Below are 12,639 nucleotides of genomic sequence, written 5' to 3'. Positions count from 1 at the left end.
GAACAATGGCTGGTGGAGGTGGAGCATGGAAAGTTGCCTACGCTGACTTCGTAACTGCGATGATGGCGTTCTTCATGGTGATGTGGCTTGTCGGCCAAAAAGAAGACCTGAAGGAAGCCGTTGCGCACCACTTCAATCATCCGTTCGAATCGCTCCCCGATGAACCCGATGACGACGCCAGTGGCGCAGGTGGCCCACGCGCCGGCAAAGATGGCAAGCGACAAAAGGGCTTTGCCCATCGCATGTCACTGACGAAAAGTCCGACCGATCCCGAGGCGCGCAAGCCGCGCATGCTGACGATGCGTGAAGGGCAACGAAGCGGCGTCGGCAGCCTCATCTTTTTCAAGCACGGTTCGACCGAAATCAACGACGAAGCCCAAGAGCGCTTGAACTTGCTGCTGCCGCGACTCGCTGGCAAGCCACAGAAAGTGGAAGTTCGCGGGCATGCCTCGCGCCGCCCGCTACCAGCGGCCAGTGAGTTCGACGATGCCTGGCAACTTTCCTATGCCCGGGCGATGGCCACGATGAAATACCTGGAAGAAGGAGGTGTCGCACCCGATCGGATTCGCCTCAGTCAGGGTGGCGTCTTCGAGCCGTATACCTCTGCCGTCAAAGAGGAACAGAAATACGACACGAACGATCGCGTCGAAATCCTCATGCTCAGTGAGTTTGCCCAAGACCTGAATGGCACTGCCGCCGAACGCGCAGCCGCCGAAGTCGATGCTGCGGAAGCCGGTGCCGCCGCCGTCGATGCCAAGACCGCCGCCCATTAACAACAACCGCCCCGCCCCTGCGGCGGGGGTTTAACGGCTTTTGCGCTAGCCAGCGGGCCGGGATTCAGAAGTCAGCAGTCGGGAAATGCCTGGAACACTTTTGCTTCGCTTTCATTCATTCCCTAGCCCCTAGTCCCCAACCCCTAGCCCCTTTCATTCACTTCACTTTGCCTGCAAGGTCGGTGTCTGTCATGACAGAATCTCCAGCGACTGAAACTTGTGCCTCGGCTGCAACCGCATCGAATCAGCCCCTCACAATGGCCCACCGCATTGGCCGCGTGATCATTCCTCTCGCCTTGCTGTCCGTGACATTGCTTGTCTATCGGCTGGCGCTCATTCAGCCGCTTCCCACGAGCATTCGGCCTGCCAAGGATCAGCCTTGGGCGATCACACCGAGCCAGGTCGAGCCGCGCGTCGCTACCGACGAGCAACTGGTCGCAGTCCTCGATCGAGTGAAACCGCCAGCCGCCAAGGAGTCGATGACGAACAACTTCGTCCACGCGCTACGATTGTGGGGCAACCAAGCTGATTTTCACGATCCCAAAGTGCCCACGGGCAATGATCTGCAGCTGTACTTTCTCGATGACCAGGTGTTTCGCAAATTTGCCGGCGAGAAAGCGTTGCCGCTGTTTTATTACGGTCGCGATGGTCTCGATGTCCGCTCGTTCGACGAGAAGATTCAGCATCGCGCTTCTTCCAGTTATCACATCGACGACTTGCTCGCTACCTTTGCCGAAACCGGTTTGCCGCTGAGCACGCCCATCAAATTGCGAGACGGCGATGAAGCGACGATCGGCGAATTGCTGAACGACTCGCTCAAGCGATTTCACCTCGAGCGGATGGAATACGAATGGACGGCCATTGTCTATGCCCGCTATGCGTTCCCGCTGCGGCAATGGAAGAACAAGTATGGTTCACGAATCGATACGAACGCACTGGTGAAGGAACTGATCGCCGCTCCGCTCGATCACGGCCCCTGCAATGGCTTGCATCGGCTCGAAGCGCTCGCGGTGCTCTATCGCATTGATGAAGAAGCCAAAGTGCTCCCGCCGACTACCAGGCGGGCGATGTTGCAGTACATGAAGCGCGTCAGCGATTTGCTGGTTGCTTCCCAAAATGCCGACGGCTCTTGGAATCGCAAATGGCCGACCGGTGCTGCAGCGCAACAAGAAACCAAGGCCACGCTGCACGACAATCTGCTCGTCACCGGCCATCAACTCGAATGGCTCGCGTATGCACCCGATGAAGTGCAACCGCCGCGTGAGACGATCGTCCGCGCCAGCCAATGGCTCGTGCGCACGCTTACCGAAATGGACGAAAAGGATTTGGTTGGAGCCTACGGCCCCTATACACACGCCGCCCGGGCGCTGAGCCTCTGGCGCAATGTCGAGCCTTATGCCGCCTGGCAAGCCGGACAAACTGCCAGCGGCGGTTAGAGCGAATCTCTCTTGCTGACGCATCGGGCTACCCAAAACTAACAAACCAACAACAAATCACTGCGAATACGAAGGTCCATCCATGACCACTCCAACCGAAGTGCCGGCCTGCATCGAGCGTGACCGTTTAACGTCACCCTGGTTCCCCAACACCAGCCGCGCTCTGCTGTACGCAATCGTCGCAGCCGGCGTGGTGTTCATGTTCACCAGCTTTAATCGCTTGAATCACACCGACCTGTGGGGCCATTTGAACTTTGGTCGCTGGATCGCCGAACATGGCTCGTTGCCGACCAGCGATCCCTTTGCCGCATCGCCCGTCAATCAGCCGATGTTGCATTCAGCCTGGCTGTCGCAACTGGTCGGCTACGAAGTGCAGCACACGTTTGGCAACGAAGGCCTCGCCTTCGGCCACGCGCTGCTGGTCACACTCACCGGTTGCGTGGTGATGCTGGCCGTCTATCGCCGTGGCACCAGTTCCGCAGTGGTCTGGACAGCGGGGGCCCTGGTATTTGTTCTCGGCCTGCCGATTCTCGGCACGATTCGCCCTCAATTGTTCGGGATGCTGGGCGCGGCTTTGGTGCTGCTCGCGTGCAGCGAACTGAAGACCAAACGTCATCCCCTGTTTTGGCTGCCGATCGTCATGGCTCTCTGGGCCAACTTGCACGGCAGCGTGCTCATGGGCCTCGCGATCCTCGGGCTGTTTGCGATTGGCTTCACTTACGAAATCGTGCGCGAGGCCGAGTTCAACTTCGGCAAGGCTTTGAAGGACAATCGCATACCGCGAATTTGGCTGGCAGTGGTGCTGGCCCTGTTCGCCACTTGCCTGAATCCTCACGGGCCGATGCTGCTCGTCCACACGATCTTTTTTGGCGAGCACGCGGCGCTGCAGTACATCTCGGAATGGCGAGCGCTCTCGCCGAACAGCCTGACGGGTGTGTTGATGATTGCTTCGAGCAGCGGTGCCGGCCTGCTGATCAAATACAGTCCGCGCAAGTGGCAAGCTTATGAGTTTTTGCTGCTGGCGTTTTTTGGACTCCTCACCCTGTCTGCCATTCGCATGCTGGCTTGGTGGGCGCTGGTTTGTCCGTGGGTAATTGTGCCGCACATTGCCGCTTGCTGGTCTGCCTATCGCCAGAAGAACCAGCACCCAGCCGCAGCTGAAGATCACCCCAGTTCCATGAACACGCTGATCGCCCTGGGTTTTGTATTTATGATCTGCATCGTTTCACCTTCGACCTATTCGATGCTCGCAGGTCGTGCTCGTGGCCCTGCTGAGAACCTAGTGACTGATACGCCTATCTATGTCGCCGATGAAGTAAGTCGTCGTCAGCTGGAAGGGACCTTCGCCGCTCCGATGGACTGGGCCGACTACCTGGTGTGGGAAACGAACGGTCAGCTGAAGCCGCTCGTCTATTCGCACGTACATCTGACGAACAAAGAAACTTGGGACGAGTACGTGAAGGTCTTCAGCGGAGATCCTTCGTGGCTCGACCGCCTGCAAAAGTCGCAGACACGCTTCCTGGTTGTCAACAAGAAGCGCAACCCAGAACTAATGAAGCACGTGCTGATGGCTGATCGCAGCGGCAAGGGACAAGTCTGGATTTTCTACCAGGACCAGAAGTCGATGATTGCCGAAATCCGCCGCCTCAAACCAGCCGCCAAACCCGCTGCGGAGCAACCACCGGCTGCGGCGACGTCAGCCACGAAGACCACTGGTCCAGCCAACCTGTAGAGGGTCTGCCGTTTGTATGACTCCTAATGGTCCAATCGCTCGTGCTGTGGGCAAACCCCACGTCCGAGCGTGGCAGAATCGTTGACTCGACCGGCGGCTAAACCTACGATTCAGTCTCGGGCCGAGGCAAACTTTGCCAGGGCGCTTCACGTCTGAAAGATCGCGGCGTTTCACGCCATGGGCATCACCTATTTCAAGCGTTACCGCATGGAGACCGACCTCGCGTCGCCCGTCTCCCCTGCGCCGCAACTGCCCGCCCATTACAGTCTGCTCCCTTGGAGCGAGAAACTCATCCCGCTGCATGCCGAAGTCAAATTTCGCTGCTTCGTCGATGAGATGGACGCTAGCGTCTTCCCGTGCCTGGGAACGCGGGCCGGTTGTCGCCGCCTGATGACCGAAATTGCCGATCGCAATGGCTTTCTCGCCTCGGCCACTTGGTTGATTCAATACTGGCCCGAAAACGCTCGCCGCCCCGAAGTTTGCGGCACCATTCAAGGTGTCTGCGAGGGGGATGGAGTCGGGGCGATTCAGAACGTCGGGGTCACGGCCGAGCATCGCAGTCGGGGACTGGGCGTCGCCCTGGTTTGGCATGCTCTCAACGGCTTCCGACTCGCAAGCCAGAAGAAGGTTCTGCTCGAAGTTACCGCCCAAAACACGGGCGCGGTTCGGCTCTATCAGCGGCTCGGTTTTCGTAAAGTGAAAACCGTCTACAAGGCTAGTGAGGTTGCGTACGCGTAGCCGTAGGGATAGGCTCAACCGGGAGCACTAATTTTCACGCCTCCGCCCCTGCGGCGGGGGTTTATTGGCTTGTGCACTAGTGCCAGCGCCGTGATAGATTGCCCCAGCCAATGATGCCCTTGGCACCACTGCCAAGGCGATCTGCTGATTACAGAAAAGAACCAATGCCAGCTACCGCTCAGAAGATTCACATTCATCCGCTTGCCAATGGCCTCACGCTGGTTGCTGAGGAAATGGACTGGCTTGAATCGGCGGCCTTCGCCTTTTTGCTTCCCGCGGGCTGCGTGCACGAAACGCCCAAGCAAGCGGGGCTCGCCGCGCTGACGTGCGAGATGTTGCAACGGGGTGCCGGCGAGCGAGACAGCCGGCAGTTTGTTTCTGATCTGGAAAATCTCGGTGCCGATTGCAGCTCATCGGTCAGCGTAACGCACACCAGCTTTGGCGGCTCGATGCCCCAAGAGAGCCTGCCCGCGGTTCTCGAAATGTATTCAGACATGCTCCAGCGGCCGCTGCTGCCCGAAGACCAGCTTGACGATGCCAGGCAGTCCTGCCTGCAGGAAGTGCGGGCCGTCGAAGACGATCTTTCGCAGCGCGTGATGCAAGAATTGCGACGTCGCTACTACGGCGATCCTTGGGGGCGCAGCTCACAGGGCAAGGTCGAAACGCTCGAAGCCATGCAGCAAAAGGATGTGCAGGAGTTCGTCACCGAGCGCATCCGCCCAAACCGGGGCATCTTGAGCGTCGCTGGCAAAATCGATTGGCCCCGGCTGCGAGATCAAGTTGAAGAACTCTTCGGCGATTGGAGACCGGGGCTAGACGAAAAAATCGTCGAAGTCTCCGGCGAACGCGGCTACGAGCACATTCAGGTCGAATCGAACCAGACCCTCGTCGGTCTGGCCATTGATGGCATCTCGTACGCCAACGACGACTATTTTCAGTTGCGCGGAGCCATCGGCGCTTTGAGCGACGGCATGAGCTCGCGGCTCTTTACCGAAGTGCGTGAGAAACGGGGCTACGTTTATAGTGTGTATGCGATGTGTCACTCGCTCCGCGATCGTGGCAGTGTGATCGCGTTTGCCGGCACCACGCCCGAGCATGGCCAAGACACCTTCGATGTTACTTGGGGCGAACTTAAACGGATGTTCGCCGGCATCGAACAAGCCGAGCTCGATCGCCTGAAAGGGCGCATCAAACGCTCGCTGATCATTCAGCAAGAGTCGAGCCCTGCCCGCGCCGGCAACATCGCCCTTGATTGGTACTACCTGCAGCACGTGCGGACGAAAGAAGAGCTGCAAAAGCTGATCGACGGCCTGACCTGCCAATCGATCAACGGTTGGCTCGCCGCCCATCCGCCCAAGAACCTGACCGTTGTTTCCCTCGGTCCCAAGCCACTCACAATTCCGTCCTTGTAGGTTTTCTTACTCCCTCGCCTCGGTACTCCGGGGAGAGGGTTGGGGTGGAGGGGCTGAAGCGTCGAAAGATTCCACTTCTGTCTTGAACTCAATCCGCGATCTCCTTCGGAGCTCTTCCGTGAAGCAGTGCTCGTTCATCGCGACTCTGCTCCTCTTATTCGTGGCACCACTGTTCGCCGCGGACTCGCGCGATGTGCGCCTCATTACCGGTCTGCAGCAACGTCGCCTGTTCGAACTGGCAGAGACCTACTGCCAGCAGCGAATCACGGCGGCGAGTAACGACGAAGCAGCAGTCACCGAACTGACCGTCGAACTGCTGCGCACATACGCTCTGCATGCGTTGAACGAACCGCCAGCAGAGCGGACCAAGTGGTTTCAGCAAGCTCACCAATCGGCTGCCGACTTTGCTCGCGGCAAGCGGCCGCGCGGCGTGCTCGTTCAATTGCAAGATGCCCTCACCTGGCTGGCCGAGGGGGAACTCGCCGCAGCGGAGTTTCGCGCGGGAGCCATTCCCGCTGCCGAACTCGAACGGGCACTTTTGCCGCTACGAACCGCCGCGAACGCGCTCGAGTCCCTCGACAAGCAACTGACGCGCGAACTGCCGCAGGTTCGTCGCCGCACTCCAGCACCGGGAGAACTCTCTGCCGAAGAGCTGTTTTCGCTGCAACAGCATGTGCTTTACCAGTGGGCTCGAGTCTGCCGTTTGCGCGGTGAACTTTATCCCGCGAAATCTCCCGATCGAATCTCGCTTGCGCAGCAAGCACAAGAGATTCTACGCGCGCCGCTCACGCAACTCACTCCCGATGATCCGCTTGCCGATTTGGTGAGGCTGGAACTGGGCATCAGCGAGCGACTGCTGGGAAACTTGCAGCAAGCGAGTGACGCGCTGTCTCAACTCGACCGCGAACCAAAAGCAGCTTCGTACCGTTTGACGGTGCGGGCTGAACGAATTCGTGCAGCACTTGAAGCGCGTGATATGGCGGCAGCGATGCAGTTGCTCACAGCCGGCCGCAACTTGGCGGGGGAAGTATCCGCTGATCTCGATCTCGCCTGGCTCGAGACTTACATCGCGGCATGGCAACAACTTCAACAGCAGAAGAACGCCGAGGCTCAAACCTGGCAAGATAAAGCCGCGGGCATGGCCAAGTTCATTCAGCAAACGCATGGCACCTATTGGGGACGTCGTGGGGACCAACTCCTCGTCCACGCGCTCGGCGGCAGCAACACAGGCGCGGGGGCCGCTGTCCTCGCGCGCACCGCCGACAACTTCTATGTAAAAGGTGAGCTCGATCAGGCAGCAGCAACTTACGAAAAAGCCTCCGAGCAAGCATTCGCGGGCGGTGATAGTAGCGCAGGCTTTGAGTTGGCGTTCAAGGGCGCGCTGGTTCAGCAGAACCGCAAACAGTTCGCCGATGCTTCACGCCGCCTGCGAGCTGCCAGTTTGCGCGAGCCGACGAATGCCCAGGCTGGTGCTGCTCACCTGCAAGCCGTCTGGAATGCCGCGCAGGATGTTCGTCGCGATCCCATGACGGCGCCGCAGTATGTCGCCTTGTTGCAAGAGCATTTGCAGACCTGGCCCGCCGACGCATCGACCGCCCAAGCGGCCATTTGGCTAGGGCAGTGGCATACCGCGAAGCAACAATGGCGAGAAGCACTCGCTGCCTATGCGCTCACGCCGCGCGATTCGGCCAAGATCGGCGAAGTGGTACCGGCCGCGGTGAATGCTGCTCGGCAACATCTGGCTCAGGCGATTGCCGCAGGAAAATCTCCCTCGACCGAACTTCCCGCTGCCTTGCAGTTCTTTCAGCAGATTCTGTATGCCGAGAACAACCGCTTGCCGCAGCGGTGGACGCAGGCTCATCGCGACGCGGCGCTCGCAGTAGCAGAACTTCGCCTGGCTTATGAACCAAGTTCTGCAGCCGAAGTAGAAGCCCTGCTGAGCGCGGCCATTCAAAGCGAGCTCGATCCGCCCGCTGCCTGGCTGCAAGAGGCAACTCTGCAGCGCATTCTCGCCCTCGCCGTCTTGCCCGGACGTGAGCGCGAAGCACAGACGGCGATTGAACAGTCCGCCGGTGCCTCTCCGGCGCAATTGCTCGTGGGGATCGAGCGTCTGGCCAAGATTGCCGAGACATCGCCCGCCTCGCTGCAAGCGGTCGTGGCTCGGTTGCAACTCCAGACTATCGCACTTCTCGATCAGCGCCGCGCACAGTTGCAACCTGCCGAGCGCGTGACACTCGATCGCGTGAAAGCCGAAGCACTCGTCCTCGCAGGTCAACGAAAGGAAGCGCTCACGCTCTACGCTCGCCTGGCGAAAGAGAATCCCGACAACGGTCCGATTCAAGAAGGCTGGGCAGATGCGCTGCTCGCTACCAACGACAGGCCGACACTCGAACAGGCACTCGAACAATGGCGGCGCATCTCGTCGCGCACCAAGGCCCGCACTCCCCGCTGGTACAAGGCCAAGTACAGCATCGCCCTGGCGCAGTTCAAATTGGGTGATAAGCCCGCCGCGGCGCAACTGCTGCGCTACACGCTCGAAGCGCCTCCCGGCATTGCCGGCAGCGGCTGGGATAATAAGTTCAGCGAACTCTTACGCCGCTGCGATTAGTCGATCGCCAAACGATGGGCAGGAAATTAAGCGGAGCAAACTCCAATGACCCATTCCGCTTTTGAAATTCGTCATGGCGAATTCCACGACGTTATCGGCCCGGTGCGATGCTGGAGCGAAATCGCGTTTGTCCCGGCCCGCGTTACACTTCATGGCAGCTCATTCAGTTCGGTATTCCCGCTGAACGAATTCACTGCTGGTGTTTCTCCTGCGACCAAAGCACTCATTCGTCCTGGAGAGGATGCTCCCTGGGTGTTGGGCCGGCTGATCAGACTGTTCCTCACCGAGAGGATCCCCGAAGACCAGCGGAGCGAGAAATCGTGTTTCTTCGCTTGTTTTGTGGCGGTAATGCACCAACGTGGCAATCTGGCGATTCCCTTTGAAGTGAGCGACTACTACGGGAGGACATCGCTAATGTTCAGTAGCGAAGATGCGCCGTCGCAAGAGCTTCAAGCTGAGATTGCAACAGCTTTCTGGTCGCTGTTGATGAGCGAGCCTGCCGAACTCGAAGACTACGAAGACCGAATGGACCATGTGGGCGCGGGAGTTTGGATTCGGTTTGGCGTGGAAAACGGCGAGCCATTTATGTTCGAAGATAGCGATGGCTTCGGCGACGAGTAGGCCGATCACCGATACGGCGGCTTCAGCAGACCATCGCGCAGGCCAGCGAAGAGAGCAGCAGCCAGCAGGTCGGCGGTGGTGCCGGGGTTTCGCCGGTTGCCGTCGCTACGCAGCCAGAAATCGAGATCGGCGAGCGCTTCGTGATAATGATCTTCGCCGGGCTGGCCAGCGTTCAGTACCTGGGCCGCATAGGCACAAGTCTTCGCAGCGACTTCCGGCCCGCATTTGCGCACGATGAGACTATCGGGGTATTCACTGAGCAGGCGAACGTGCTCGCGAATGAGGTTGTCTTGCAACTCCCAGCCTTGGTCTTGACCGTGGAGCAGGCTCGGCAAAATCTCACCGATCACAAGGGAAAAGTCTGTGACGTACTGCTTCGCCACCAGATCACGATCGGCAGCCAGTTGCATGGCGGCAAGTAAGCTCGTGGGCGCCTCGCCAGCAACGTCCATTTCCTTGGCCTGCCCCATCCCGCCGGGCTGGGCCAGGCGAATGGCCTCGTAAACTAGCTGGCTATCGCGCGGCGAAAGGCCGCTGAGCACTTGACTGATGCCGCTAGGGAGTTGTTCTTCTCGAGGCACAGCAGCCAGCGGCGCGATCAGCAGCACCATGCCCAGATTGGTGTTCGTCTTCACCAACGATTGCGTTGCGGTAATCGCCGCGAGCACTGCTTCGCCGACACCTGTCTCGCTGGCCTGCTCCATGGCCGGACTAATGGCTACCGCACTCACGACAAAGTCAGCAAAGGTCAGTTGATCGAAGTCTGCCCCGCGGTGAACATTGCCCACCTTCGGCGCGGTCGCTTCGAGCAGACAGGCGAGGGTAGCGCATTGACCGAGGGATAAGTTCTGAGTTTTGGGTTCTGAGTTCTGAGACAGGATGGGAGCAGCCACGGTCTTTATCCTGTCTCAGAACTCAAAACTCTGAACTCCGAACTTTATTACAGCCCCAGCACATCGTACATGTTGTACATACCGGGCTTCTGCTGGGCAGCGAACTTAGCGGCTTGCAGCGCGCCGAGAGCGTAGCAGTCGCGATTGGAAGCCTTGACGTTGATCTCGAGGGTTTCGCCGAGCAGGCCAAAGATGATGGTGTGTTCGCCCGGATTGTCGCCGGTGCGGACCGCGTGGTAGCCAATTTCGTGCGGTGTGCGCTTGCCGACGGCCCCTTCGCGGCCATGCACATGCTCGCTCTGACCCATCGTGGCAGCGACGATTTCGCCGAACTTCAGCGCCGTTCCGCTGGGGGAATCTTCTTTGAAGCGATGATGCCGCTCGATGATCTCGACATCAACTCCGCTGCTGATGTTCTTCAGCACGCTGCCGGCCATCGCGACCAGCTTCATCGCCAGGTTGACGGTCGTGCTCATGCTGGGAGACCAAACGATAGGAATCTCGTTCGACGCGGCATTCAGCCGTGCCTTGATATCGTTCGCGAGTCCCGTGGTCGCCATCACCAGCGGAACCTTGCGGCTGAGGCAGGCATCGATGATTCTACTGGCACCTTCAGGCACCGAGAAATCGATCACCGCTTGCACGTCACCATGCAGGGCACCACTGAGCGGCACACCAATGGAATTCACACCGGCCAGCAGGCCAGCGTCTTTGCCCATCTCGGGATGCTCTGGGTATTCCACGGCCGAGACGATCTTCAGTTGCGGATCGGCGCTACCGAGAGCAACAAGTCTCTTGCCCATGCGACCGGCGGCACCGTGAATGGCAATGTTGGTAATCATGGGAACAAGGGGGCTGGGAACTAGGAGCTAGGGACTGGGGAAAGGCAATGCAAGTCTCAGAACGCAAGACTTCGAGCTAACTATACAACTGGATTGCTTTGATGATTTCGCCGAGGTCGTTGGGGACAGCGACGGCTCGATTCGCGAACGAGGCGCGTTTGACGCCGCGGCTGCCGAGCACCTTGTTGAACTGCTCTTGATCGGTCGTGTGATAAGCGACGGTGGCCGTCGGGTCTTTTAGCTGATGACCGGTGAGGATGCAGACGACTCGTTCGTCGCTGCCGATGATCCCTTGATCGCGCAGCAAGCGAGCGCCGGCGACGCTCGCGGCACTTGCTGGTTCGCAGCCAAAGCCACCGGCACCGACCTTCGCTTTGGCATCGAGCATTTCTTGATCGGTAACCTGCCGCACCACACCATCGCAAAATTCCAGCGCCCGCAGGCACTTCCGCAAGTTGACAGGGCGGTTGATTTCGATGGCACTGGCAATGGTCGATGCCTTGCGGCCGAGATCGTCGAGTTCCTTGTAGTAGTGATCGACGATGCTCATGTTCGCTTTGCCTCCATTCCAGCGGAGACCGCGATGTTCGAACAATTCGAAGAGCGTGTCGGCGCCGGAAGCGTTGATCACCGCGAGTCGAGGCACGCGGTCAATGAGCCCGAGTTCCTTCAATTCCATAAACGCTTTGCCAAAGGCGCTGCTGTTGCCGAGATTGCCGCCGGGAACGACGATCCAATCGGGCACTTCCCAACGGAGCGATTCGAGCACGCGGAACATGATCGACTTCTGACCTTCCAGGCGGAAGGGATTCACGCTGTTGACCAGGTAAATGCCCAGGTCCCGCGAAATCTCCTGCACGCGAGCCATGGCATCGTCAAAGTCGCCAGCGATCTGCACGGTGAGGGCGCCGTAGTCGAGGGCCTGCGACAGCTTGCCGTACGAGATCTTGCCGCTGCCGATGAAAATCACCGCTTTCATCAGGCGCGTGGCAGCACAGTACATGGCCAGCGACGCACTGGTGTTGCCGGTCGAAGCACAGGCGGCTCGCTTGGCACCGATGGCATGGGCATGCGTAAAGGCTGCGCTCATGCCGTTGTCTTTGAAGCTGCCCGAAGGATTCATTCCTTCATACTGCAAGTACAAGCGACCGGGCTTCATACCCACGTACGTGCCAACTACGTCGCTCTGCTGCAGCAAGGTCTGGCCTTCGCCCACGGTGACGACCGTTTCGGGTTTGGCGAACGGTAGCAACTCGTGAAAGCGATAGATGCCGCTGAACCGCAGGGGCTCGTACCGCCGAGACCACATTTCCTCAAAGAACTTGAGTGACTTGGGAGGCTTGGACCGGTTCCAGTCGTACAGCACATCCAGCAGGTCGCCGCACTTGGGGCAGGCCGTGATCGCGGCTTCGGGTCCGCACGTATAGCCGCACAGATGGTTCAAGCACCGCTGATAAGCGAAATCGTTGAGAGGCACGGCTGGTGTATGCAGTTGAGGTTTCGAAGCGGCGGAACGCGGTACTTTAGTCTAGCGGATGGGGGCCCAACTCGGGAGGGAGCGGGGCAGGGGGGCAAGCCCCTGAG

General features: G+C 59.2%; 10 protein-coding genes. 7 read left to right on the top strand and 3 right to left on the bottom strand.

The window, feature by feature from the left end:
• Window positions 1-5 precede the first annotated feature (5 nt).
• From NA78x_RS11725 to NA78x_RS11695, 7 genes are all read left to right on the top strand, one after another.
• Window positions 6-773, top strand: coding sequence for a flagellar motor protein MotB (locus NA78x_RS11725; protein WP_425618636.1), 768 nt, complete (start codon window positions 6-8; stop codon window positions 771-773).
• 257 nt (window positions 774-1,030) lie between these two features.
• A complete protein-coding gene (locus NA78x_RS11720; RefSeq protein WP_425618635.1) occupies window positions 1,031-2,209 on the top strand; it encodes a hypothetical protein in 1,179 nt (392 codons plus the stop codon).
• An 82-nt stretch (window positions 2,210-2,291) separates the two neighbouring features.
• Complete coding sequence (locus tag NA78x_RS11715) at window positions 2,292-3,941, top strand: hypothetical protein (protein WP_425618634.1); 1,650 nt, start codon at window positions 2,292-2,294, stop codon at window positions 3,939-3,941.
• A gap of 177 nt (window positions 3,942-4,118) precedes the next feature.
• Entirely contained in the window at window positions 4,119-4,679 is a 561-nt protein-coding gene (locus NA78x_RS11710) for a GNAT family N-acetyltransferase (RefSeq protein WP_425618633.1), read from the top strand.
• Window positions 4,680-4,843: 164 nt separating this feature from the next.
• Window positions 4,844-6,091, top strand: a complete 1,248-nt coding sequence (locus NA78x_RS11705; RefSeq protein WP_425618632.1) for a M16 family metallopeptidase — start codon at window positions 4,844-4,846, stop codon at window positions 6,089-6,091.
• 118 nt (window positions 6,092-6,209) lie between these two features.
• Window positions 6,210-8,699: a hypothetical protein gene (locus NA78x_RS11700; RefSeq protein WP_425618631.1), complete on the top strand. Its 2,490-nt coding sequence runs from the start codon at window positions 6,210-6,212 to the stop codon at window positions 8,697-8,699.
• A 45-nt stretch (window positions 8,700-8,744) separates the two neighbouring features.
• Window positions 8,745-9,320, top strand: coding sequence for a hypothetical protein (locus tag NA78x_RS11695; protein ID WP_425618630.1), 576 nt, complete (start codon window positions 8,745-8,747; stop codon window positions 9,318-9,320).
• 5 nt (window positions 9,321-9,325) lie between these two features.
• On the opposite strand, the gene NA78x_RS11690 is transcribed toward NA78x_RS11695, so the two are convergent.
• The 3 genes from NA78x_RS11690 to thrC form a co-directional block, all read right to left on the bottom strand.
• On the bottom strand, window positions 9,326-10,213 hold the full coding sequence (locus NA78x_RS11690; RefSeq protein WP_425618629.1) for a triphosphoribosyl-dephospho-CoA synthase: 888 nt from the start codon (window positions 10,211-10,213) through the stop codon (window positions 9,326-9,328).
• Window positions 10,214-10,260: 47 nt separating this feature from the next.
• Window positions 10,261-11,055, bottom strand: coding sequence for a 4-hydroxy-tetrahydrodipicolinate reductase (gene dapB / locus NA78x_RS11685; protein WP_425618628.1), 795 nt, complete (start codon window positions 11,053-11,055; stop codon window positions 10,261-10,263).
• A gap of 76 nt (window positions 11,056-11,131) precedes the next feature.
• Complete coding sequence (gene thrC, locus NA78x_RS11680; RefSeq protein WP_425618627.1) at window positions 11,132-12,532, bottom strand: threonine synthase; 1,401 nt, start codon at window positions 12,530-12,532, stop codon at window positions 11,132-11,134.
• Window positions 12,533-12,639 lie beyond the last annotated feature (107 nt).

It is taken from the genome of Anatilimnocola aquadivae (genome assembly GCF_049819085.1).
In the GTDB taxonomy this organism is placed as follows: Bacteria; Planctomycetota; Planctomycetia; order Pirellulales; family Pirellulaceae; genus Anatilimnocola.
The sequence above is the reverse complement of the archived record's forward strand: the minus strand, read 5'-3'. Positions and strand labels throughout refer to the sequence as shown.